This is a genomic window from Streptomyces sp. NPDC055955, from assembly GCF_042270245.1.
In the GTDB taxonomy this organism is placed as follows: Bacteria; Actinomycetota; Actinomycetes; order Streptomycetales; family Streptomycetaceae; genus Streptomyces.
Genome location: NZ_JBHJYS010000031.1, coordinates 21636 through 45781, shown reverse-complemented (window position 1 = coordinate 45781; position 24146 = coordinate 21636). Strand labels below are relative to the sequence as shown.

At 68.1% G+C, this 24146-nt stretch carries 21 protein-coding genes and 2 pseudogenes; 18 read left to right on the top strand and 5 right to left on the bottom strand.

Features of this window, described 5'->3' with window-relative positions:
* Positions 1-29 precede the first annotated feature (29 nt).
* Both ACFC96_RS41035 and ACFC96_RS41030 read left to right on the top strand, forming a co-directional pair.
* Positions 30-281, top strand: a complete 252-nt coding sequence (locus tag ACFC96_RS41035; protein ID WP_376617474.1) for a hypothetical protein — start codon at positions 30-32, stop codon at positions 279-281.
* A gap of 3 nt (positions 282-284) precedes the next feature.
* A complete protein-coding gene (locus tag ACFC96_RS41030) occupies positions 285-662 on the top strand; it encodes a toxin Doc (RefSeq protein WP_376617472.1) in 378 nt (125 codons plus the stop codon).
* Between the two features lie 218 nt (positions 663-880).
* On the opposite strand, the gene ACFC96_RS41025 is transcribed toward ACFC96_RS41030, so the two are convergent.
* The gene (locus tag ACFC96_RS41025; protein WP_376617470.1) at positions 881-1222 is read right to left on the bottom strand and encodes a hypothetical protein; all 342 of its coding nucleotides are present in this window, start codon (positions 1220-1222) and stop codon (positions 881-883) included.
* 436 nt (positions 1223-1658) lie between these two features.
* On the opposite strand from ACFC96_RS41025, the gene ACFC96_RS41020 reads away from it, so the two are divergent.
* From ACFC96_RS41020 to ACFC96_RS41000, 5 genes are read left to right on the top strand one after another with little or no spacing between them, the layout of a single operon-like run.
* Positions 1659-3296, top strand: coding sequence for a hypothetical protein (locus ACFC96_RS41020; protein WP_376617468.1), 1638 nt, complete (start codon positions 1659-1661; stop codon positions 3294-3296).
* The gene (locus tag ACFC96_RS41015) at positions 3293-4042 is read left to right on the top strand and encodes a hypothetical protein (protein WP_376617466.1); all 750 of its coding nucleotides are present in this window, start codon (positions 3293-3295) and stop codon (positions 4040-4042) included. Before ACFC96_RS41020 ends, ACFC96_RS41015 begins: the two co-directional genes overlap by 4 nt.
* A gap of 3 nt (positions 4043-4045) precedes the next feature.
* Positions 4046-8623, top strand: a complete 4578-nt coding sequence (locus tag ACFC96_RS41010) for a hypothetical protein (protein ID WP_376617464.1) — start codon at positions 4046-4048, stop codon at positions 8621-8623.
* Positions 8620-9753, top strand: coding sequence for a hypothetical protein (locus ACFC96_RS41005; RefSeq protein WP_376617462.1), 1134 nt, complete (start codon positions 8620-8622; stop codon positions 9751-9753). Before ACFC96_RS41010 ends, ACFC96_RS41005 begins: the two co-directional genes overlap by 4 nt.
* A complete protein-coding gene (locus ACFC96_RS41000) occupies positions 9750-10625 on the top strand; it encodes a 3'-5' exonuclease (RefSeq protein ID WP_376617460.1) in 876 nt (291 codons plus the stop codon). Before ACFC96_RS41005 ends, ACFC96_RS41000 begins: the two co-directional genes overlap by 4 nt.
* Before the next feature lie 175 nt (positions 10626-10800).
* Here ACFC96_RS41000 and ACFC96_RS40995 read toward each other — a convergent pair whose 3' ends face one another.
* Positions 10801-11004, bottom strand: a complete 204-nt coding sequence (locus ACFC96_RS40995) for a cold-shock protein (RefSeq protein WP_376617458.1) — start codon at positions 11002-11004, stop codon at positions 10801-10803.
* A gap of 379 nt (positions 11005-11383) precedes the next feature.
* On the opposite strand from ACFC96_RS40995, the gene ACFC96_RS40990 reads away from it, so the two are divergent.
* From ACFC96_RS40990 to ACFC96_RS40975, 4 genes are all read left to right on the top strand, one after another.
* Positions 11384-12103, top strand: a complete 720-nt coding sequence (locus tag ACFC96_RS40990; RefSeq protein WP_376617457.1) for a hypothetical protein — start codon at positions 11384-11386, stop codon at positions 12101-12103.
* Between the two features lie 771 nt (positions 12104-12874).
* Positions 12875-13987: a bifunctional DNA primase/polymerase gene (locus tag ACFC96_RS40985; protein ID WP_376617455.1), complete on the top strand. Its 1113-nt coding sequence runs from the start codon at positions 12875-12877 to the stop codon at positions 13985-13987.
* A gap of 122 nt (positions 13988-14109) precedes the next feature.
* Entirely contained in the window at positions 14110-15507 is a 1398-nt protein-coding gene (locus tag ACFC96_RS40980; protein ID WP_376617579.1) for a phage/plasmid primase, P4 family, read from the top strand.
* Entirely contained in the window at positions 15504-15905 is a 402-nt protein-coding gene (locus ACFC96_RS40975) for a DUF6009 family protein (protein WP_376617453.1), read from the top strand. The genes ACFC96_RS40980 and ACFC96_RS40975 overlap by 4 nt, the downstream gene beginning before the upstream one ends.
* 107 nt (positions 15906-16012) lie before the next feature.
* Here the strand turns inward: ACFC96_RS40975 and ACFC96_RS40970 are convergent, their stop codons facing one another.
* Positions 16013-16531 (bottom strand): GNAT family N-acetyltransferase, encoded by a 519-nt coding sequence (locus tag ACFC96_RS40970; RefSeq protein ID WP_376617451.1) that lies wholly within the window; start codon positions 16529-16531, stop codon positions 16013-16015.
* A 277-nt stretch (positions 16532-16808) separates the two neighbouring features.
* On the opposite strand from ACFC96_RS40970, the gene ACFC96_RS40965 reads away from it, so the two are divergent.
* From ACFC96_RS40965 to ACFC96_RS40955, 3 genes and pseudogenes are all read left to right on the top strand, one after another.
* A complete protein-coding gene (locus ACFC96_RS40965; RefSeq protein WP_376617449.1) occupies positions 16809-17165 on the top strand; it encodes a PadR family transcriptional regulator in 357 nt (118 codons plus the stop codon).
* On the top strand, positions 17162-17890 hold the full coding sequence (locus tag ACFC96_RS40960; protein ID WP_376617447.1) for a DUF1700 domain-containing protein: 729 nt from the start codon (positions 17162-17164) through the stop codon (positions 17888-17890). Before ACFC96_RS40965 ends, ACFC96_RS40960 begins: the two co-directional genes overlap by 4 nt.
* A gap of 660 nt (positions 17891-18550) precedes the next feature.
* A pseudogene (locus tag ACFC96_RS40955) lies at positions 18551-19043 on the top strand (3'-5' exonuclease); the annotation flags it as partial.
* 255 nt (positions 19044-19298) lie between these two features.
* On the opposite strand, the gene ACFC96_RS40950 reads toward ACFC96_RS40955, so the two are convergent.
* Both ACFC96_RS40950 and ACFC96_RS40945 read right to left on the bottom strand, forming a co-directional pair.
* A complete protein-coding gene (locus tag ACFC96_RS40950) occupies positions 19299-20273 on the bottom strand; it encodes a hypothetical protein (RefSeq protein ID WP_376617445.1) in 975 nt (324 codons plus the stop codon).
* Between the two features lie 336 nt (positions 20274-20609).
* Positions 20610-20921: a beta-propeller fold lactonase family protein gene (locus tag ACFC96_RS40945; RefSeq protein WP_376617443.1), complete on the bottom strand. Its 312-nt coding sequence runs from the start codon at positions 20919-20921 to the stop codon at positions 20610-20612.
* Between the two features lie 47 nt (positions 20922-20968).
* Here ACFC96_RS40945 and ACFC96_RS40940 point away from each other — a divergent pair.
* The 4 genes and pseudogenes from ACFC96_RS40940 to ACFC96_RS40925 form a co-directional block, all read left to right on the top strand.
* Positions 20969-21103: pseudogene (locus ACFC96_RS40940) on the top strand (DUF6879 family protein); the annotation flags it as partial.
* Between the two features lie 84 nt (positions 21104-21187).
* Positions 21188-21394: a hypothetical protein gene (locus tag ACFC96_RS40935; protein WP_376617441.1), complete on the top strand. Its 207-nt coding sequence runs from the start codon at positions 21188-21190 to the stop codon at positions 21392-21394.
* Between the two features lie 392 nt (positions 21395-21786).
* Positions 21787-23469: an acyltransferase gene (locus ACFC96_RS40930; RefSeq protein WP_376617439.1), complete on the top strand. Its 1683-nt coding sequence runs from the start codon at positions 21787-21789 to the stop codon at positions 23467-23469.
* Positions 23470-23531: 62 nt separating this feature from the next.
* Entirely contained in the window at positions 23532-24068 is a 537-nt protein-coding gene (locus tag ACFC96_RS40925) for a hypothetical protein (RefSeq protein WP_376617437.1), read from the top strand.
* The last annotated feature ends 78 nt before the right edge of the window (positions 24069-24146 follow it).

Here is a 24146-nt window from a genome sequence, read left to right as displayed (position 1 = left end):
GCAAGGTACCTGGACGGTACTCTTCAGGCATGCCTGCCTTGAATGTGGAGTTCAGCGAAGAGGAGCTCGACGAGCTCCGCGAACTGGCGCGAGAGCAGGGGGTCACTCTCAAGGCCCTGGTACGCGCCTCGACCGCCGACCAGATCGCCCGCCATCGTGCGCTGAAGGAGGGCGCCGAGGCCTTCGCCCGCGTCTTCCACGATCCGGCTCTCGCTGAGGCCATCGCGGCCGCGGGCCTAGAGGACGGCCCAGCGGCCGGGGCAGCGGACCGGGCCGCCTGACCGATGCCGCCTGTCATCTATATCGATATGCGGTGGCTCCTGCAGCAGCAGGAGACCGCCCTGCCCGAACACCCGACCGTCGGCGACTTCTCGGCGCTGATGGCCGGCGTGGCCCGCCACCGCGTCGACCCGCCCCGGGCCGGCACCGACTCCGATGCGTCTTGGCGCGCGGCAGCTTTGCTGCACACCTTCCTGCTCCTCAAGCCGCTGCCCGCGTACAACGTCCGCTTCGCCTGTGCTGTGACGATCGCCTACATGCATGCCAGCGGTGAAGGAATCGACGCCCCCTACGGTGACCTCGTCGACCTTGCCGCCGAACTGCTATCGGGAAAGGCCGACGTGTTTACGGCAGCCGACCGCATCCGCGGCTGGCGCCTGTAACACGTACTGAACCGCGGACCGCTGCGACACGCCATCATGGGGCAGGGCCGTAGATTCTGCGACGGGCCAGCGCAGTTCGATTACCAGGAAGAGCTGGCTCTGCCGGGTCGAAGAAGATCTCAGCACTCGGGCGATGACGGCATGCCGACCCTAGTGTTCTGCTGGAAACGGTCCGCCGCTGCTGGCCAGTTGTCTTCCTCAGCAGGCGCGCTGAGCATCTACTCCCCGTCCTGATCCCTGTCGTCGTGTCCGAGGAGCTCGTCGGCGAGGGCGTGGGCGAGCATCTCTCGCTCAGCAGCACGGTTCGCGGCAGGGAGTCCGAGGAACAGCGCTGCCGACTGTTGCAGGAGAATTCCGGCGCCCTCCAGAACGGCATGCGCCCGCCCGATCTCATGCCAGCCCACGCCGGCCTCCCGCGCGGCATCGGTGGCCCAGCAGGACGCCTCGTGCAGCGCCCGCACCAGGCGCTTAACAGCCTCAAGGGCCACCTGCGGTTCCGCCGTCACCTGCCTTTGGAACTGCGCCAGGAGAACCTCCAAAGCCAGCTCCTGCACCGACAACTTTGTCCCCTCAGCATTCATGCCTACTCAACGAGCGACGGCACCTGGAGAGCCGGGCACCCAGGTGAGGAAGACGCACGCTGCTGTCTCCTGGGAGGCCTCGGATACGACGCTGGCTGGACCGGTGCGCCGGGTCAGCCAGCGTGTCACCATCGGCCTCCCGCCCTATGCACCCGACCTCAACCCCGTCGAAGCCATTTAGTCACTCGTGCGCAGAGCAACGGCCAACAGTGTTCGCCGATCCGGGAGTCACCAGGGTCAGCGGCCTGGCTCATCGCCAGAGCGGTTCGTCGAGGACGTCCCTACGTGGAGCTGCTGGCCTCCATATTTCTAGGGCTGGAGCTTCGACTTTCATCATTCTGGCTGCGCGCCAAACCGGTTACCTATTTGCTGGCTATTCACATGGTTTGTCAGTGCTTGCTGCTCCACTGACGACGTGACAGAACACAAGACATTCTTGGAGGGCTCCGACTGTGCGGAGCAATACGACAGCGACTCGGTGATCCAGGCCCTTCTGGATCGCGAAGAGCGGCGACTGCTCGCCTCGGCGACGGCGGTTCCCGACGGCGTTGATCAGTGGCGGGCGCTGGTGGCCGAGGTTGGCTTCGTTCGACGCAGTTCAGTCCTGGCCCGCGGGGCTCCGCTGCATCGGATCGATCAGCGCCAGGCGTGGCAGAGCTTCACCTGCGGTCTCTACGACCCCCGCACCCTCGCTTTGGCCGCGCTGGAAGCGGTGGTGAGCAGGCAGGAGATGGAGGCGGAGGCGACGACGGAGGAGGTGGTCGAGTTCCTCGCGTCGCTGGCAGCGTCCGCGGCGCCCGAACAGGAAGCCGCTGAGCATCTGGCGGTGGCCCGGTTTGTCCTGCGCGAGCTGCTGAATGACGCGCAGCACGGGGAGGAGATCGAGGTCTCCTACAGCGACTATCGCGCGGGGCACAGTCGGGTCACGCTGTCGCTGCGGATGCTGGAGGAGGGCATCGGCAGACGCGGCCAGGCCGTGTTGCGGGCCACGACTCCGGCCATCAATCTGCTGCTGTCCGGGCTGGAGCACGACCTGGAGGACGAACAGGCAGCGAAGGACACGATGCTGCGCCGTCAGGTAGCGAGCGGCCGGTGGGGACGCGCGGAAGAGAGTGCAGCCGAGAGTCTGAAGCTGTCCCTCATGTACTGCGAGCGGGTGCGAGCGGTGCTGGAGGAGACCGAACGCGATGTGCGGGCGGTGGACTGGAGTCGGGACGTGCCCGTGCTGCTGAAGGCGTCCCGCGAACACCTCGGTGAGCGCCACCGAGTGGAACGCGACCTGATGGAGTACATGCGCGGGGTCCGCAACGCGGTGGAGGACGCCGACGTACGCCGTACCTGTGAACGAGTCCTGCGGCTGCTGGGCCGGGCTCATCTGCGGCATACGCAGCTGCTGGAGAAGGTCATCGATGCCCGTCCGGCGTTCTTACGGTCCCAGGCTGACCAGCGCTTCCGCCCCTCGCCGCGCCTGGCCCTCGTGGGAGTGCAGGAGGACGTGCTGGAGCCGTTGCTCTGCCTCGGGATCGAGGACGCCGAAGTCATCGCGAGTCGGTTCGCCGATGCGGTCGGCGGTCCGGTGGTCTCCCATCAGCCACGGCTTCAGGACTGGTGGGCATCGCTGCTGGCCCCGGCCCGGGAAGTGCAGGAAGCAGTGCCCGACGAGGACATCGAGCTGATCGCCGACGACCCGGGTGAGCTCTCTGTCTACAGCCAGGAGGACCTGGCTGTAGCGCGCACTGTGCTCATGGAGGCTCTGCGTACTCCGGTGCGGCTGTCCCAGCTACTTGAACAGGCGCTGGTTTACACGGTGGAGGCCGCGGACTTGTTGGCTGTCTCCGCGCTGCGGGCCTATGCCCCCGATCCCGAGGAGGACGAGGTGGACGACGTCGCGGACGAGCTGGCGGACCTGCTCGGTGAACTCGTGGTGGTGCTCGATGACGGCGCCGCCTTCGACCTCGGACCGCTCGCGGGCAGTGACCTACTGCTCGTCCCTGCCCAGTCCCTGATCCCTGATCCCACGCACGCCGAGGACGACTTGGAGGTCCTGGTATGACCACCAGCACGTATGCCTATTCCCCCGCCGACCTGGCGGACGCGGCGGTACTGGTGCGGTTCGGATGTCAGCCGCGTCTTCGGCCCCTGCAGTTCCCGCAGTACCGGGACCTCCTGCAGCGCTACCGGATGGACGGGGCGTTCCGCGACGCGGTGGACGCCGGTGCGGACGGTCTGGACCTGGACGTGATGGAGGCGCACACGGTCGAAGGGCTGATCTTGCATCCCCGGGAGGGCTCCTGGCTGTCCTATCGCCTCAAGGACCACCCGAAGCTGGGGGTCAACGACCGCCTCGTCCTCGGGCTCGCCCATGTCGCCATCGCCGCCAGGGCCTACCCCACGGCCGGGGATCTGGAGGAGGAGACCGTCAAGCGGATCTCGCTCACGGATGTCGACGACTTTCTGCGGCGGCTCACCGCCAAGCTCCGCGATGCGGCCGTGGACGCGGACGGCCTGCCCGTGCCGCACCCCGAGCTCAAGGCCGCCTGGCAGCTGTACAGCAAGCTCCCGCCCTCGCAGCTGACACGCAAGAAGGGGCAACTGTCGCAGTCGAGCACCCAGCGGGTGATCAAGGAGGCGCTGGACTGGCTGGTGGATCAGGGCATGGCCTATCGCGCCGACGAGCTCGGGCCGGGGACCTACCGGCTCGCCCACCGCTTCCGCGTCCAGGTACGCGAAGCCGCCGCCTCGGCGGCATTCACCGCGCTGTGCGACCTGCGCCGCGCCCACCTCGCCGAGGAGGACTGACCCATGCTCCAAGTCCGACGCCTTCGTCTGGAGAACATCGGCCACCGCGCTGCCGGCTTCAAGTCACTCGTGCTGGACCTGACCGGCGGCCCCTGCTCGGTCGACGGCCGCCCCATGCAGCCGGTCGATGTGATCTTGTGGCTGCGCAACGGCGGCGGCAAGTCGAGCCTGCTCTCGCTACTCTTCAGCCTGCTGCTGCCGGCCAAGAAGGACTTCATCGGAGCCGCCAAGGCCAAGTCGCTCGCCGAGTATGTCCCCGACGGACAGGTCTCCCATGTGATCGCCGAGTGGGGCGACTCCGACCGCCCCGCATCCGGCGCCGTCCTACTCACGGGAGGGGTCTACCAGTGGCGCGATCGCCAGTGTCCGGCGGACCCGAGCAGCAACTGGGAACGCCTGGAGCGCCGCTGGTACCTGCTGCGGCCCCAGCCCGGCGGACTGGAACTGGACTCACTGCCGGTCCGCACCGAGGACGGCCAGCTCACCATGAGCATGTACGTCAAGGCGCTGGAGGCGGCCAACAAGTCGGAGCGGCGGCTGCAACTGGCTGTCGCGGACGAACAGTACGAGTGGGAGGAGTATCTGGGGAGCCACGGCCTGGACCCCCAGGTCTTCAAGATCCAGAAGACCATGAACCAGGAAGAGGGCGGGATCACTGATCTGTTCAAGTTCCGCACTGCCGAGGAGTTCGTCGACTTCCTCATCGACATGGTCGTTGATGCGGCCGCGCCCACCGCGGCGCGCGCGGCCCTGTCCAAGCATGCCGACAAGCTGGCCGCCCGCCCCGCGCGGGAAATGGAGGAACGCTTCCTCGCCGAAGCTGTTCTGCGGCTGAAGCCGGTGCAGACGAGCACGGCCGAGGTCGCTGTCGCCGAGCAGACGCTCTACCAGCAGGCCCGGATCGCCCGGCGCGCGGGCGAACACATCCAGGCCCAGGCCGAGCGCCAGGCCCAGCAGGCAACCGCCTTGCGCCGCGAGGCGGACACCGCCGAACATGAGGCGCGCGAGGCCGAGGGCCGGGTCGAAGAGCGGAAGCAACGCGTGGCCGAGGTTAGGGAGGTGACCGAACGGCTGCGGATGGCTGACCACCGGCGAGACCATGCCGCTCAGGTCGAGGCGGTTGCCCGCGCGGAACGGGAGGCCGCAGCCTGGGAGGCAGTCCCCTGGCTACTGGACCTGGAAGACCAGGAGACCGAACGCCGCGAGGCCAAGCAGCTCTTGGCCTGCGCCCAAAGCGAGCAGGCCCCGTTGCGCGAGGCCGTAGAGCACGCCGGGGCCGAACTGTACGCCAAGCTCGAAGACGTTCTCGCACGGCTTGCGGTCGAGTCCGACCAAAGCCGTGCCGCGCTCGAGACAGCCGCCGCGCAAGCCCAGGCGGGTGAGCGGGGGTACGAGGAAGCGCGGGCTGCGACCGTCCGGGCCGAGAGCCGGGCGGCGTCTGCCGAGGAGGCCCGCAAGGAGGAGCAGGCAAAGCTGGCGGCTGCCCGCCGTACCGGCCTCCTCGGCAAGCAGGAAGATCCCACCGAGGCCTTGACGCGGCTCGTGCACGAGGAAGAAGCAGCCACGGAGCAGGCTGAACAGGCGCGGCGCCAGGTGGAAGAAGCCCGCGAGCAGGCCACCGCCATTGCGGCGGAGCGGGTCTCCTGCGCCGGCCGCCTCAGTACCGCGCGACAGCGGCACGACCAGGTGTGGGACCAGTGGAACGCCCTGGCCCAGGACCGGCGCGACCTGGTTGCCGATCCCCGCCTGAGGGAACTGGCCGGGATCGGGGAGGCGGCTGGTGAGCTGGACTTGGACGGGGCCGGAGTTGACCTCGTCGCGATGCTCACGGACCAACTGGTGACCGCCGATGGGCAACTGGCCGCCGAACGTGCCCAGGCGCTCGAGGACGAGCGGCTGCGTGAGGGTCTGGATCGCGACGGGTTCTGCCCGCCGCCTCGCGAGGTCGAGCAGGCCGTCACCGCGCTGCGGGAGCAGGGCGCCCCGGCGGTCACAGGGGTGCAATTCCTGCGCGAGACCGTGCCCGCCCACCAGCACGACGCCGTCCTCGCGGCCATCCCCCACCTGATCGGTGGCGTGGTCATCTGCGGACCAGTGCCCGGCGGCGATCTGGCGGCGCTGGCCCGGCGGGCCGATGTCGCCCTGCCGACGGTGATCTCTCTTTCCACCGACGACCAGGCCAGCAGCCTGCTGTCCCAGCCACTTGGTGACATCGCGGTGCTGCCGCTGCGCCCCTCAGTACTGGATGCCGAGGCCGGCGAGGAGGAACTGGACCGCGTCAGTGCCCGTCTGGCCACCGTGGACGAGCGCTGCACGACCATCGTCCAGCGGCGGGAGGCCGATCGCGTTCTTCGCGGACGACTGCGCAACCATCTGGACACGTTCGACGCGCAGACACGGGCCGGTCTGGAAAGACTCCTCGGGCAGCTCGACGAGGAGGTGAACACACTCACCGAACGGACGAGCGTCCTGGTCCGCCAGGCCGCCGACGCCGAGGACGCCGGACGCCGGGCGGAACACCGGTTGGCCCAGTACACAGCTGCGCTACGGGCACTCGCCGCAGCGCTCCCTCAGGTCCAGTCGCTGGTGGCGACGGCCCGAGCTGTGGAGCACTGGGTATCGCAGCGCCAGCATGCTCAGGCCGAGGCCCGGGAGCACCGCGTGGCCGCTCAGGCATGCAAAGACGGGTGGCAAATCGCCCAGGAGCAGGAGCTGGCCGCGCAAGCAGCGCTGCGGCATTGCCAGGACCGCGCGGAGCGCTGGAAGGGGTGGACCCAGGAGATCCAGCAGGAACTGTCCGATGACGTCCTCGACGCTGCCCGCCCGGCTGCCGTGCCCGAGGGCAGCGTGCAGGCCCTGCGCGAGCGCTGGGCACAGGCCCGCCGGGACTGGCTCAACGGCATCAGCGACACCGTCCTGCAGCAGCGGCTCACCGCTGCCGAAACCGCTATCAAGCACCTCAACCAGAAGCTGCCCAAGGCCGGCTCGGTGGCCCGCAGACGGGCCACAAAACTCGTGGACCAAGCCGAGACCATGGACGCCGAACACCTTGCTGCCCGCATCGCCGTCGCCGACAGAACCCTCAAAGACGCTGAGCGTGCAGAGGCGGAAGCGGGACTGCTGCTGCGGCAGGTCACCAAGGACCACGAAGAGGCGGCCACTGCCCTCGACGACTTCCCCGATGCCAAGGTTCCGGCCTTCGACAGCACCGAGGAAGCGCAGGAGCAACTGCAGTCAGCACGGCAGCTACTGGAACAGGACGGGACCTTCGCCCAGGTGCGGCATCTGGACGCCGAGAAGATCCACCGGCGCGCCGACCAGGCTGCCAGCCACGACGCGCAGCTTCGGCAATCAGTCAGCGCCCTCCGTGCGGCAAGCGACTATCCAGCCCCCGCCCAGGGTGCTGATGGCGCCCCGGAGATGACCGTGGACGTGCTCCTGCTCGAACGGCACGGGCTGTCCGCTGTGACCGCGCAGTCGCTGCAGCCGCACGACGCCGAGCAGATCAAGGACGCCCTCGTCCGCGAGGTCACTCAGGCCGACCGAGCCCTGGAGAGAGCCAGAACCGTGCTGCGCAAGGACGTGCAGAAGGTGGAACGGCTCGCACAACAGCCGGAGTACGTGCAGATCGTCGACGGACGGCTACGCGAACGCCTGCAGCAAGACCTCACCACACCCACCCGGCTGGCCACACTTCTGGAGGACATCGAGGAGCGTGAACGGCAGGTCGTCGCACTTCTGGCCGAGTCCGCCGAGGACCAGGCCCGCGTCGTGGACGCCTGTACGAGCACAGTCGAAGCGGTCCTGGACAGCGTGGAAGAAGTCGCCCGCCACTCCCGTCTTCCCAAGAATCTGGGGAGCTGGTCCAGCCAGCGATTCCTGTCGCTGGAGCTGCGCCAGCGTGCCACAGGCGACGAACTGGCCCGCAGACTGTCCGCCGAGATCGACCGTCTCATCACCGCTCTGCCGGCCAGCGCCGCCGGACGAGCCAGCGCCCTGCCCGAGGCGATTCCCCTGGCCAAGCGGCTGGTCCTGGCAGCCCTCGGTGGCCGGGGCAACATCGTTGCGAAAATCATCAAGCCGACACAGAACCTGGACACCGTCGAACGCGAATCTGTCACCGAGATCCAGAAATTCAGCGGCGGCGAACTGCTGACCGTGTCCGTGCTGTTGTACTGCACGCTTGCCCGGATGCGTGCCGCCCAGCGTGACCGGCGCATCCCCGGCGGAGTGGGCACACTGGTGCTGGACAACCCGTTCGGGAAGGCCAATTACAGGCCCTTCGTCGACCTGCAGCGCCGCGTCGCCGACGCCCACGGCATCCAACTCGTCTACACCACCGGATCCAACGATCTGCCCGCCCTGGGCCGCTTCCCCCTCATCATCCGCATGCGCAACGGCGTGGACCTGCGCACCAAACGGCGCTATGTCCAGATCCTCGACCGGTACGGCGACGCCGTCGCAGCTGGCGTCACCCGCGCCCAGGACGACGGCATCACCACCGCCCATCTCCTGCGCCGCGCCGTGCTGCGCACCGAGACGGAAACAGACACTCAGGCCCCCGAGCAGGAGGCTATGTGACCGCCGCCGATCACATGGCCGCGTTCCTCTCCCGACAGCCCCGCCAGCGCGTCGACTTCGACGCGCTGGCGGGTGCCGCCGACGCGGGCGACTCCAGCCTGGCCGCCTCGCCCCGGCGCCGCCGCATCCTCGCCGACGCCGCCCGCACCTTGGCCCACCGTGGGCTGGCCACCCTGCCCAAGGGCAGGGAAGGCTGGGAGTACAGCGCCCACCCGCCCCTGCCCCGCTGGGTCAAACGCCCGCCCGCCGCGCGGCAGCCCCGCCACCAGCCCGCCCCCCACGCCTATGTCGAGCAGCTGCGCTTCGCCACCACCCTGCGCCTGACGGCAGGCGACCACGCCCTGCTCGGCCCCGTCAACGCGCTGCTGCGCGACCAGCCGAACGCCGAGATCATCCCGATCGCTGACCGCTCCTACGAGCTGTACGGCGACGAAAAACGCCTCAAAAACATCGAGCGACACCACCTCGTCACCAAGGGACTGCTGGACCTCACCGAGCACCTCCGAGCCCGGCCCACACCCGCCCCACTGGCGATGTATGAACTCGGGCCGGCGCCCTGGCTCCTCATCGTCGAGAACACCGCCGCGTTCACCAGTCTGCGCGACATCCTCGGCACCTGGCCCGACCGCAGCCAGGTCGGCTGGCTCGGCTTCGGCGAAGGCGACCACCTCATCGCCTCCCTTCCTTCCGCCCAGGCATCCTTCCGCGAGCGCGACCACCCCGTGGACACCCTGCTGCTCTACGCAGACCTCGACCTCAAGGGCTTGTGCTGCGCCCAGAAGGCCAGTGAGCGCGCCCTCACTGCCGGCCTTCCCCCGCTGCAGCCCGCCGCCGGCCTCTACCAGGCCCTCCTCACCCGCCCACCGCGCGCCCACCCGCCCGTCGAGGCCGACGACGCCCATGCCGCGACCACCTGGCTGCCACCACAACTCGCCGCTCCGGCAGCACAGTTGCTCACCGAAGGCTTGGTCCTACGCCACGAAGCCCTCCCACTTCCCCAGCTCCGCTCTCTCCTCACCCCCACTGCGCCGCTGCTTCCCCAGCTCCGCGACATGGCGCTAGCCATCACGCCGGCGATCTCACAGCTCCCGCGTCGATCCGCACCCGTACGGAGGGGTCCCGGCACATGAACCCCCGCTACCCCCCGCCATCCCTGCCGTCCCCCAGCACCGACATGGCCTGCTCCGACCCACAGACCTGGAGCGACAGCTTCATCACGACCATCGACACCGTCCCCGTCGAATGCATCCGGCCGAGCGACACCGACCGGCCCACCTGGGGCATCTACCCACCAGGCAGCTACCAGCCCGAGGACTACCTCGGCACCCTCCACGCCCGAGACACCGACGGCCTCTGGCACGTCCAGGCCACCGGTGAGCGCCACGCCTCATTCGCCGACGCCGTTCGTACCCTGCGCCGCCCACCCACCTGGCCCCGCGAACGCGCCCGCGCCACATGGTGGGCTCGCCGCCTGCTGGCCGACCCGGCCCTGCTCATCATTGACGTCCAGACCACCGGCCTCACCAACCCCTTCGCCGCCCAGATCGCTGCGGTCGATGGCAGCGGGACGCTCATGCTGAACGAACTCCTCAACCCACAAGCCGAATTCGAACTCGAAGCCAGCGCGCTGCACGGCCTCACCGAGGAAAACACCCGAAACGCCGCCACCTTCAACGACCTGCTACCCGTACTCACCGAGCATTTCCACGGGCGCCACCTCGTCGCCTACAACACCTACGACCACACCGTCATCGCCCGCGAGCTCCACCGCCACCTCAGCGACCCTGTCCGGGTCAGCGCATGGCTGAACAGCAGCCACTGGCACGACGCCATACCGCCCATCTCCGCCTGGACCGGCTTGTGGTCCACCCGGTACCACGCCTACCGCCACATCAAGCTCGGTAGCCGCTACGACGCCGCCGCCAACTGCCACCTCCTGCTGCGCCGCCTCCAACAGCTCGCCAACCACCGGACGGAGACCTGCCCCCATGCCCGGCGCTGACCTGCCGACGCCCCACCAGCCGACAGGGAGTTGTGCCGGGACGTACGTTGGGCGGATCGCGAGCAGGGCGTGTATGCAGTCACTGACGTACGCTGCGGCGTGCCTGCCCGCTCAACCCGTGTGGGGTGCATGCCGTTGCCGGCGAGCACCCCACACCTTCATGGCGCGTGCGTGGTCAGCCGCGGATGATGTTCTCCGCCTGGGGGCCCTTCTGGCCCTGGCCGATGTCGAAGGTGACCTGTTCGCCCTCGACGAGTTCGCGGTAGCCGTTGCCGCTGATGTTGGAGTAGTGGGCGAAGACGTCGGGGCCTCCGCCGTCCTGCTCGATGAAGCCAAAGCCCTTTTCGCTGTTGAACCACTTCACGGTGCCGCTGGCCATACGTGTGTCCTTCACATCACCCGAACTCGTCCACACCGGAAGAGCTCGGCCTCTATGCACTCACAGAAAGGAGCACTACAACGCTGCTCATCCTGCCCCACACCCCATGCTCCCCATTGCAGGAGAGGGCAACAGGGGACGAGGGGGCAGCAGGGGATCCACACATCCAGAAACCTTGCCGCCGCGGGCATTGCCAAAAGCGCTAGCGGACGAAGCCGAGTCGACTACGATGCCGTCCGGCAGGACGCGCAAAGCCGAACGCCGCCGCTGTATCCCCGCCCGCGCCGGGTCAGCTCTGGCGGCCAAGGTCCCCACCCGGGCCCGTGACATCCACCCGCACGACTGCGGGCAGGCGCGGGATGCCCGGAGAGACGACCTCATGCCACGTCACCAGTCCCGCGCCGCCCGACGGGCCCGTCGCGCCCAGGAGGCCACGGGCCGCAGCCGGAAGTACACCGCACTCCTGCGCGCGGCCGCCGCCCCGCCCTTCATCCGTAAGGACCCCGTCCACGCTGACTCCGCACGCCGTCTCGCCGACCACCTGCGCGCGGTTGAGGGGGACGCGGCGCAGAAGGCTGCGCGCTTCGTCGACGACGCCCTGGCCTGGGCGCTCAAGGATCGCGAGCTGCTCTGGGTCCTGTGGGAGACGCCCGATAGCGCCCCTGAGGCCCGCCGCCGAGCCGGCGACGTCCTGAAGGCGCACCGGGTGGACGAGATCGCAGTGCACGACGCGCCCCTCGTCAAGGTCGTGCACCTGGTGTTGGAGATGGCTGCCGATGAGGCAGCGCCGCCGCAGTTGCTGCGCGCGGCCGCGGACGTCCTGAACCGCCTCGTCGGCTACGACAACTACATCTTCAACTCCGCGATTTACGGGGTGCGGGCGGCCGGTTGGCTTTCCGCCCCGAGGATGGGGGAGCCGGTGTACACCACCACCGACCCGGTCGCGACCCTCGCGGCTGGCGCGCTGCGATCCCTGCGGGATGCGGCCCGCATCCCCGACGAGGACGACCTGACCGACGCGGAATGCCTGTTCACCCTCCAGGAAGCCGTCCGATTCGCTCTCTCCGCAGCCGATCTCGCCGCACCCGAGGCCGCCTGACAGCAGGCCGGCCGGTGGCTTGTACCGAGCGCAAAGCTGTGCGGGACAAGCCATGCGCAGCCCCATGGGCCACCCACGCGACAGCGACAAGGGAGGACGAGGTGCATGGCTGGGCGAGGATCCGGCTCGGAGGAGCTCGAACCGTCACGGCGTTGTTCAAACCGACAGCATCCCGCCGTTGGGGACGACGGTTGACCGGACGGCCGACACGGCAACGAGCAGAGCCGGAGCGACTGTAGCGACTCAGCAGCAGACCCGGTGCGATCCGTCTTCCGAGGTGGGGACTGTTCTGCTGCTGAGTCGCTTCAGTCGCTACACCCAGTTGCGGTGCCAGAGGCAGCGGGCCAGATGTAACAGCGACTGAAGAGCCAGCGACTGAGGGAGCAGCTCGGTAGCTGCGGACCCATGTTCGAGTTTTCCCAGGTCAGGGGCTTGGATGTTGCTCCCCAGCGACTGAAGCGACCGGAGTTCGAGTATGTGGAGACATTCCCGTGCGCGCGCCTGTGTCATATATAAGGAGCTTGAGTCGCTTCAGTCGCTGATCTGGACTGGTCATGGGCTCTGACCTGGTCTTTTGCCGGGTGGCGGGCGCGAGCGACTGAAGCGCGTCCAGTCGCTGGGTAGCTTCTCCGGTCGCTGGTTCATGGTTGGGTGTTGGTCTCATCATCGACACGGACGAGGGCAATCCGCATGGGCTCCGCCCCCCGTTCTAGATCCTTCGCTAATCTATGTCCGTCGTTGAGTCGCTTGGGTCGCTGATAGGGGAAGTGGATGCCTGCTGAGCTGCGGTTTTCTCGCAGCGACTCACAGCATCTGTCCCTGGAGGCCTCAGTCGCTGTGCAGTCGCTAGCCACAGCACAGCAGTGTGCATCCCGAGGGTGGCCCGTTCACCCGCTGGGCCGGGGCCGCAAGACCCCGGCAGCAAACTGTGCGCGTTGCCGACAGCCCGGTCACTCTCGTGCTGGCTGCCCGTGCCTGTCCGCAGGGCGTTGGTGCCACGGCTTCCATGCCGCGACGCTGGATCCGGAGCGCATCGCCCAGTGGTGGGGTCCCCGTCCTGACTTCGGCGTCGGGGTTGCGTGCGGTCGCGCAGGGCTGGTGGTTATCGACATCGACGCCCACCAGGTCCAAGTGCCGGACCGGGGCCGGATACTGCCGGGCATCCACATCGGCGAGCACATCGACCTCAGGGGCCTGGCATCCGGATTCCACACCCTGGCCGTTCTCGCCGCGCTGCGCGGCAAGCCTAATCCAGCGACCGATCCGTCCACGCTGCGCGTCCGCACGCCCTCGGGTGGACTCCACGTCTGGTACCGGACCGACCCCGCAGCCGGATGGCAGTGCTCGGCAGGCTCAAGCCACGGCCGAGCACTGGCCTGGCAGGTAGACGTCCGCGCGCACGGCGGATACATCATCGCCCCACACACCACCACCAGTTCAGGCACGTACATCCCGCTCAAAGGCGCCCAGGAGCCAGCGGAGCTCCCCGCATGGCTGGCCCAAGAGCTCGAGCGCACCGGGCACCGGCCAACGCCTGCCGTTCCGGCACCCAGGCCTGTCCCGCCGCGCGCCCGCCAGGCGGTCCTGGCCGCCGGCGGCGGCCGCGACCACATCCAGCGAACGCTCACCTCGGCCCTTGCCGATGTGGCTGCCTGCGGCCAAGTCGCTGAAGGCGCTGGATTCTCCGACCGGCTCAACCGGGCCGCGTACACCCTCGGAGGGCTCATCGCAGCCGAATACCTGCCCCACGACGCCACGGAGCGCGCCCTGCTCGACACCGCAGTCACTGCCCGCCCCGGACAGGACCACCGGGCAGCACAGATCATCCGCAGCGGGCTGAGCGCCGGCATGCAGCGCCCCCTCCACCCGGGAAGGCGCCCGTGACATACCCCGACGAGCCCAGCGTGCTGTTCGACTTCGACCCCGAGGCCGTCGCCGCACAGATCCGAGCCCAGACGGCGCCCGCATCCCTGCCCGCCCAAGTCACCAGCCCTGCGCCTCCTGCCATGACGGGAGGAGCGACGCCGGCCGGACTCTTGCCCGACACGCTCACTGACCGCGGCAACGCAAAGCTGTTCGTGAAGCTGTACGGCAGCGACTACCGCCACGTCCCAGGTCTGGGCTGGTACCGCTGGCAGGGCACCCGCTGGCAGTTCGACGAGGACGACACCGTCATGTGGGCCGCCGGTGACCTCGCTGAAGCCTTCGCAACCTCTGACCCGCGGGGCGTATTCACCGCCTCGGCGCTCAACCAGCACATCAAGCGTTCCATGAGCACCTCCGGCATCAATGCGATGCTGACCCAGGCCAAATCCGCCCCAGGCATGGTCCTCAACGCGACGACTCTGGATGCCGACCCCTACGTGCTGTGCACCCCGGAAGGCATCGTCGACCTGCGTACGGGCCTGCTGCGCGCCCCGGACCCGGGCAAGGACTTCAACTCCCGCTCCACCACCGTGGGCCCCCAGCAGACACCGACGCCGCGCTGGCAGCGCTTCCTCACCGACACATTCGGCAGCAATCCCGAAGACCAGGAGATGATCGGCTTCCTGCAGCTGCTGCTCGGCTACTCCGTCACCGGGGACGTGGGCGGCCAGGTCATGCCTTTCCTGTTCGGCTCCGGCAAGAACGGGAAGAGTGTCCTCCTGGACGTGCTGATGAAACTCCTGGGCGACTACGCGGACGCTGCACCTCCCGGTTTCCTCATGTCCCGCCCCTTCGAAGGGCACCCCACCGACCTGGCCGAGCTCCACGGCCGTCGGGTCATCGTGTGCTCCGAGGTCAAGCCCGGTGACAAGTTCGACGAGGCCCGCGTGAAGCTCCTGACCGGCGGCGACCGCATCAAGGCTCGCCGCATGCGCCAGGACTTCTTCAGCTTCGAACCCACCCACAAGCTGTGGCTCTTGGCCAATCACCGACCTGAGGTCGGCACTGGTGGTTTCGCGTTCTGGCGCCGTATGCGTCTGATCCCCTTCGAGCGCGTCGTTTCCGACGACCGCAAGATCGACAATCTGGCTGACGTCCTCGTCACCGAGGAAGGCCCAGGCATCCTGGGCTGGCTCATCGAAGGTGCCCGGCGCTACCTCGCCGGCGACAAAGACCTCACCGGCCCCGCCCGCGTACGCATCGCCACTACCGCCTATGCGGAGACCGAGGACCATATCGGCCGGTTCTTCGACGAGTGCTGCGTCCTCAGTCCCGACTCACGCGCCGAGCAGGCCCGCCTGTATGCCGAGTACAAGACGTGGTGCCAAAATGAGGGCGCCCCTGTCATCTCATCGCGCGCGTTCGCCGCACGCGCCCGCGAGTTGGTCGGACTGGCCTCCCCGAAGGAGATGATCCTGTCCAACTCTAGGAAGTACTACCCGGGCATCGGACTGCTCGCCGACGAGGAGAGAGCATGAGCTCCCTGATCACCGAAGACGAGATCCGACACGAGAGCGACCTCGTCTGGCTCGAGGACGTCACCGACCTCGACTACGTACGCCAGAGCCTGGACCGGCTGCCCACCCGCCGCGGCAAACCGGCCTACCACCGCGATGGACGCATGGTCGGCTACGCGACCCTAGCCCCCCAGGCCAAGGCCTCCCGCTCCTCGGGTACCTTCCGCCGGCGCGTGTTCTGGCTGCTGCCCCACGACCGTGACACCCAGCCCGATGGCCTGTACGAAACCGGCGCCCCTGCAGAAGCTGTCGACCCGCGCACCCTCGCCGCTGGCACCAAGGGCTACAAGACGGAACGCTCCGAGGGCGGACCGCCCTCCACCGCGATGCGGGAGCTGGGCATAACGCTTCCGCTCTGATTGATTCAGGGTCCGGTTGGGTCCATCGAGCACGCACGTGCCTCGGCATGCATGTGCGGGTCGAAGGACGACGCGTCCGCTGACAGATCCTGCGAAGGTGACTGAGGCTACGTGAGTTCCTTCCGCATCAACGTGCACATCGTTTCGTAGCGGCGCAACGATCCATCAGGGGCTTGTTCGTCCCACGAGTCCGGCTGACGGTCGTACGCGACGTAACCCAGCCTTTCGTATAGCGCACGTGCCCGGGGGTTGCTTTCCTCCACACCGAGCTCGGCCTGGCGTAGACCGCGGTTCCTGATCCGCAGTTCTGCGGCTTCAACAAGGAACGTGCCGATCCCGCACGACTGCAATGCGGGGTGGACTGCCAGCTGCCACAAAGTCCCGACGCCCTCCTTGGCCTGGTAGTCGACGCCGCCCTTCGCCACAGGGATGTCCGTTGCGGGGCAGACCGCAAGGTAGTCGACCTCGCCGATCCGGGCACGTTCCAACTGCTTTGCGACGCCGGCCAGGTGGCGGTCAGACCCTGCCCACCCGCACGAGGCCAGGTCCGCATGCACCAAATCACGGGCTGACAGCTTCAACACAACGTTGATCATCTTCAGTACCTCCGGCGAGCCAGCATCCATGCCGATCACCCAGGGCGCAAAGCAGTCTCCACTACCCACACTCCTGGCTCACGGGCCACCGCTGCTCAAGCAATCAGGCGAACGCTGCTGCTGAAAGCCAACGAAGCTGGGGGGCTCTGCCTTGGGCCGGTGAGCCTCCTGCCTGCGTGATAGTCCGCAGAGGTCCATGCTCGTCCGCAGGTGTTCATCGCCGTTGTCACGTGGTTGGTCACACACCACTGAACAGCTGGTCAGAGCTACCTTGCGATACATGGCACCGCCATCTACTATGCATTGCATGGAACCTGGCAAAACATTGAGCCAGCTCCGCAAGGGGGTCCTCGAGTACTGCGTGCTGTCCCTGTTGCGTGACGGTCCGCGCTACGGCACGGAGCTGCTGGGCGAGCTGGCGGACACCGGCGCGCTGGCGACGAGCCAGGGCACGGTGTATCCGCTGCTGACCCGGTTGCGACGCGAGGAACTGGTGACGACCGACTGGAGCGAGTCGCCCAATGGCCCCCCGCGGCGCTACTACGCGCTGACGGTCAAGGGCCGTACGGCGCTCACGGACTTTGCCCTTGTCTGGGCGGAGTTCACTCAGGCGGTCGACCGCCTCATCACCCCCGACCAGCACGCCGACCGGAGAGCACAGTGAAGAGCACCGCCACCCGCCCCGAGATACGCCGCTACCTGGCTGCCGTCGACCGTGCCGCGTCCGCCCTGCCCGCCGGCCCCCGCAAAGAGCTACTGGCGGACCTCTCCGAGCACATCGACGTCGCTCTGGCCGAGCGGCCCGGCGAACTCGACCAGATCCTCGCCGAGCTCGGCGACCCCCAGGACATCGCCGCCACCGCCGTGCGCGAGGACGCCGAGTACGACGACCCCGACCAGCGGCGCGGCAATCCGCGCACCGTTCTGGCACTGCTCGCGGCCAGTTCAGTGATGGGCCTGCTCGCCGTGGCGCCGCACTCCGACGTGCTGAACTTCCCCATCCTCGTCGTCACAGCGCTCGGGTTCGTCTCCCTGGCCATGTCGGCCTCGTGGACCACCGCACGCAAGTGGATCACCGTCGCGTGGTTCATCCTGCCGAACCTGTTCCTGCGCGTCGTCGACCAGGCCTTCGACCTCGGCCACTCCGCCGAGGTGACCCTGTCCTTCCTCGCGGTGGCCGTCCGGGCCGGCGTCCTCGTATGGCTGTGGCGCCACCGCGTCACCCCCGAAGGCCCCGGCCGCATCAACCTCCGCCTGCCCCGCTGGGCGCGCATCCTGCTGTGGACCCTGCTGGCCGTCTTCCTCGTCTTCGAAGTGTCCATGTGGGTCGCGGCCTTCGCCCTCACCGACAGCCTGTCCTCGGTGAAGGAAGGAACCCTGAACCCCTGATCGAACAAGTCACGGGAAGACCGAAAACTTGAAGGGCCCCGCCGTTCACGGCGGGGCCCTTCAACGTCGCGGCCTGTGCCCGCTGCCACAGGCACAGGCACAGGCACCCGGGCCGGGCATGGTGCTGACACCGCCTGACGCCACCACTTTGTGGTGGCTAACAGGGGCGGAAGCCAGCTGGCTGGCGGTGTGCTGCGGCTGTTGAACGACGGTTGCAAGGCCATCTTCCAGTGAACGTGCCCCGCCGATACGATCCCCTCTCAGCCTGGTGCCCAGGCATGAGCATGGGGGCTGGAACACGGTTTGACCACCGACGGAGGGCGCCATGGGGGACACCGTTCAGGGCGTCTTGACGTCGGTCTTGGCGGCGAGTGCTTCGACGGTCTCGCCTCCCCTTCGCCGGGGTGTTACGGCGCCAGAAGTAGGCGACGATCGCGGGCCGCCGCCCCCGCCTGGAGCAGGTGATCACGTCGATGGGCAGGTGGGCGTCGAGCCCCTGGCGCAGCCACCGGACGGCGTGCTTGGTGAGGGTGGTGTCGGCGGTGTGGCAGTAGCGCGCGACGGTGCGCCGCGGTTCAGGGCGAGTTGAAGGTGGCGGCCGGGCGCGTGGCCATCTACCAGTGGCGTGGTGCGAAAAACGTCATGAGCAGCTTCGAGGGCGCCCTGGTCGGCGGCGGTCAGGGCCTCAATCTCCTCGCCCGGGCCGCCAGGACCTCAAAGAGGGCCGCCGCACGAACCATCCCGAACTGGTGCTGTTCACCTCGTGGGGCGACCTGCAGGTTTACGCGACCCACGATCCCCGCGGCCGCGACCTGCAGCCGCTCGTCGACCTCGTGGACACCCACGGCCCGGACGCCATCCTGGCCGCCGTCGCCGGTCTTGCCCCCGAAAACAGCGCTGACATCACCGTCTCCACCGCCCACAAGGCCAAGGGACGCGAATGGACGTCGGTACGCATCGCCGACGACTTCGGTCCCCCCCCGCACCGCCCGCAGACGGTCCGCAGCAGCCCGCAGCGCCACCCGCGGTCGACGACGCCGAGGCACGCCTGGCCTACGTGGCCGTCACCCGCACCCGGACCCGTTTGGACCGTGGGGGATTGTGCTGGATCGACCACTCGACCAACGGCACCCCGCTGCCCCTCTTGTGCTGAGCCGAGGCCTGTGGCCGGGGGACCACCGGGACCTCGCGCAGACCAGTGACGCGGGCCTCTGCGCTGCCTCGACAGCAGGAACGCGACAACGGCGCCAACGTCGGGTGGTCCTGTGCGGTCCACTGCCTGGGCAGTTCGGAACCTCTGCTCGCGCACATGCCCTTTTGAACGGCAGCAGACAGTCCTGTCCTGCGACTGCGTCATGCGAGGACGTAGCGACGTGGCGGCTCTGTGCCGTGCAGCCGATGCGGTGCGTCAGATGCCGGCTGTCGAGCTCTTCAAGGCGCCCACGAGCGATCGAAGATTGAGGTGGACCGATGCGCGTGGCGCACCGAGCGCTTTGTCGGCGCTCTGGAGGAAGGTGCCGGTCTTCTTCTCGGCGACGACGTGATCCGCGTAGCCCGCGGCACAGGCGAGGAAGTACAGGTCGTTGAGGTCGTTGTTGACCCACACATCCGAGGCGTTGCGGAGCCGAGCCTGGAGGACCTCCAGCACTCTGCCCGTGAAGGGAAGGCGACTGAAGAATTCCACCACCTTCTCGGGCTGCAGGAATGTCAGTGTCTCCGCCGGAGAATGATGACCTGCCAGCTGGCCTGCCTGGGCCAGCTCCATTTTGAGATCGTTCAGCATGTACGCAGCGGCGACCAGACGCATGTCCCGCTCTGCCGGGTGCTCCCGCAGTCCCTGGGCCAGCTGCGACGCGGCATCCGCCCACCCCGCGACCACCGTGTTAATGGCCTCCTGTTCGTCCTGCGGGAGGCTCTCCTCGAGCAGCAAACTCGCCCATGTAGCCCGCCAGACGACGTCCGTCATTCCCAGTGTGGCTGTCCCCGTCGGGGCTGCAGCGTCCGGACTGTCGATTTCGAGTGGGTAGTTGGAGAAGGGCGACTGTGGCGCGTTCGTGAAGACATGCTCCGCGGTCAGTTTCCGTCCGCTGAAGGCACCGGCAAACTCATGCAGGCGCACGACCAGGGGACTGAGCATGTGCCACCCGTCGTACGCCTCCAGCATGGCCCTCGCGAGGTCATGGCGACGCTCCTTGGTACCGGCGTGTGCCGTCTCGACCAGGTGGGCACTGGACAGCGGAAGGCGCACCGCCTTCTTTGCGGCGAGCTCCCACAACTCCTCGGCTGCCCGGCGCTCTTCGGCGCCCTGAATCTTCTCTGGTGCAACACGTGCCCGAGCCATCGTGACCCAGTGGTTCTGATCCAAGTAGATGACCTCGGCCATCACACCCCGCCTTCGAAGAGCCTCGACGCCACGCACAGCGTCGACCTGCACAGACCAGACCGCTGAGGACGACCACAGGTTGTACAAACACCACGCGAGGAGTTCTGTACAGGGCTCGCGATGGTTCTCGGGTGACCCCTGCTGGTTCGGCGGTCTACGGGCGGGCATGCCTAGCGGCTCCTGGACGGCTCCCGCCCCAGGGGGGTGACGCAGGAGAGGAGCGCCTCAGGGCCGTTCCCTGTCCCGGCCGACGCAGACGGTGGGGGCCTGTCGGCCACCGGCCCCCACCGTGCGTGCATGTGTGCCCTTGCGAATGCGGGACCGCTATGACACCCCTCAATCGGGCAGCAGGGCGAAGGCCACGAACCCGGCCTGGGCCACACGCTCCTCCGCCAACGGGGTGAGCGAGCCGTCGCCGGCGTTGACCCGGTAGGAGCGCACCAGGTCGGCGGGCCGGTCGGCAAGCAGGAGGAATTCCCCTGATGGCGGCGCGAAGGCGAAGCTGCGGGCCGCCACACCGGGATGGAGTGACGCGGCGAGCTTCACGTCGGCGATCCGGGTGAGCTTGCCGTCGCCGGCGATGCGGAACCAGGCGAGGGAGTCCTCGCCCCGGTTGTTGACGTAGAGCAACTCGCCGCCGGGATGCACCCGGATTTCGGCGGGCTCGTTCAGCCCGTCGTATCCGGCAGCGACCGTGGCTCTTCGACTCCCGCCTCGTCGCCCGCTTCGCGTTCGACGAGGACGACACCACCCTGGGTGTGTACGTGACCGAGGACCCGGCCGAAGTCCTCGCCGCCTGCCAGGCCCGCGATGCCGCATGGCATCACGCGCCCGAGCTGCCTCGCAGCATCCCTCACGGTGAGCGCCCTGGGGCGCGCGCTGCTCGGCCTCGAACAGTTCGCGGGAGGCGACCGATGAGTCCGAAGCGCACTGCCGCAGCCGAGCACGTCGAGATCCCCGGTATTTGCTTCATCCGTCAGCCCGACGGCGTACGGCGCTGCACCCTGTCGGCCGGCCACGGTGGCGACAAGCACAGGCACTTCTACAGCGGGGAGCTCCGCAACGGCTTCCGTGTCGGCACGAGTTGGCCGCGTCGGCCCGGCGAGACGCAGGCCGATTGAGGCTCCCGCCGCCGGTGCCTGGAGGTGCCCGGCGGCGGGACAGGGCGGGCCGCTCGATGGCAAGCGGTGGGAGTGGCCCGCCCTGCACGACGTCGCGCAGGGCGACATCGAAGCCAGGGAGAGTAGCCGACCGAGTAACCGCAGCGCGACCCGTATGCGAGACAAACGCATCGCGGACGGCGACCTGGACAACGGGTTGCTCATCGACTGCCCGTCGCTCTCCCCCGTGGGCGCGGGCACCACCTGGCCCCCTGCGACTGATCTCGCGCTCTGCGGCAGGGGGCCAGGGCCGTCGTAAAAGTGTCCCTTGGAGGGACACTTTCGAGTGTACGAGTGGGCGAATCTAGCATTCTCTATGCAGAAATCGTATTTGGAGTGCTAGAGTGTTATGCATGACGCTCGGTACTGAAGAACTGTTGAGGCTCACGGTGACGGCGCTCATGAGCCGGTCCGGTGAGCGGCAGGGGGATCTCGCGGCGGCGCTCGGGCAGGCCCAGGCGCAGGTGTCGCGCAAGCAGAGCGGGAAGCAGCACTGGACCTTGGAGGACGTCGACCGGCTGGCGGCGCACTACCGGATCGGGGTGCTCGATCTGCTGGCCGGCCCGACGCACGCGGTCACGGTCCTGTCCTCCCTCGGCTCCGGCCCCGGGCAGGCCTCTCTCCCGCTCGCTGCGCCGCCCGCAGCTTCCGTCCCGACGGCTGTGTCGGTGCCGCGCAGCGAGGCCTTGAGTGGGCCGTGTGTGCTGTGCGGTGAGCCTGCTACGGACGCGGTCGAAGGCATGTGGCAGCACCTGACGCGCGAGGAGTGCATCGCAGCCCTGGATGCTGCTGATCCGATCGCCGACTACGCCGAAGGCGCGGACCAGGAAGGGGAGTTCGCGCCGACGGGCCCGGGAGAGCCCGTGGTGCCGCAACCCGGCGCCCCGCAGCCTGTGCCCGTGGATGACGGCGTGGACGTGGTCGTGCCGGTTCCTGCTGCGCGTGAGCCCGCCGGGCAGGCGCCCGAGGCGGAGCCCGCCCCCGCCGCAGAAGCCGCGGAACCCGCCGCCGAAGAACCGGGCTCCGCTCCGGCTGCTGCGGCCGGCCAGGCGACGACGTCGGCTGCGGGCCGGGCGCCCGGCTACGCCTCGGAGATGCTCGTCGATCAGATCCATGCCCGGGTGCGGGATGTCCTGGCGTGGTCGCAGGGCGACATCGAGGCGGCACAGGCCGCGCTGATCAAGACGGCGATCCCGGACGTGATGGCGCTGTTCGAGCGTTCCCGGGTCGGCGGCCGGTACGCGCACTCGAAATTCCCGCCGACCGATGACATTCTGCGGAAGAAAACACAGAAGGGCGCGGACGAAATCTGGGAGGGCCGTCCGAAGTGGCGGAATAAAACCGCGTACGACGCGGTGAAGAAAGGCGAACAGTTCGAGGTGACCGCGCTGGACATGAACGCGGCCTACCTGTCCGCGTTCAAATGCTGGCTGCCGATCGGAAAACTGGTGGAGGACACCACCGGTGTGCATGACCCGAGGCGGTCCGGCGTCTACCAGATCACCCCGCCGGTGTGGGAGCACGCGGACCTGCCCAACCCGCTCGGCGCCCGCAAGGAGCCCGGCCCGGTCTGGGTCCCGGACTCGATGGTCCGCCTCCTGCTCGACTGCGCGAAATGGGGCCTGTGCAAGGCGCCCGAGATCCACCGGGCGATGCTGTCCGGCGGTACGGAAAGCCTCCTGGAAAAGCTCCGCCGCGCCCTCGCGGAAACCAGGGATACCGCGATCACGGAAAACGACGAAATCGTCGTGGAGTACGTGAAGGCCATGTATTCTAAGTTCGTGTCCACGATCGGTGAATCCAGCGCGAACACGGATATTCGCCGCCCGGACTGGATGCACATCATCCGGTCGAAGGCGTTCACGAACCTGTGGCGCAAGGCCTATAAAGCCAATAAGGCGGGCCTGAGTGTGATCGAGATTTCCGGCACCGACGAACTGCATGTCGCCGGAGACTGGCGCCCGGTTTTCCCTCAGGGCCGCGCACTGAACCAGGTCAAGGCGAAGAACACCTATACGCTCGGGGGTAACCGTTAATGGGCGGGTCGCCGGAATTGTGGGCACGCTGGGGCGAGTGGAAGAAATACGACGCGAGGGGATTGAAGGGCGGCGAAGCCCTCATCCTGGAACTCAACCGCATCGTCTACGAGTCCGGCTTTTCCTCGCCCATCACCTCCACGCGCGGCCAGAACGCCCGGCTGCGCTACCTCGACAGCAAGGCCGGCCGCGCCGAGCTGCGCGCCCAGGGCGTCAGCGACCGCGCCATGCGCTCGTGGTTTCGGGGCAAGTCCCGCCCCGGCAAGGCCAACCTGGAACGCCTCGACAGTGCCTACTGGGTTCGCCGCCGCGAGAATTTGATCCGCTCCGGCTGGCTCAAGCGGCACCTCGACAACGACGGCCAGGGCCGCCGCGTGGAGATCTACCCCGTCGACCAGAACGCCGTCCCCCAGGCCCGGGCCCGATCGAACATCACCGAGCGCTCGATCACGGTCCGCTACGTGTGGACGGACATGGTCGACGCCTGGGCCGCCCAGAACGCCGACCTGATGGACGAAATCTGGGACGACATCATCACCGACCTCGACAGCGACTACGCCGCCTACGCCTACGTGGCCTCCGTCGGCATCGGCGCGTGATGCCAGAACACCGATCAGGTGTCCGATTTTCTCGGCAAGGTGGCCCCCTCGCCCCAGGTCCGGACGCACCTTGATTGT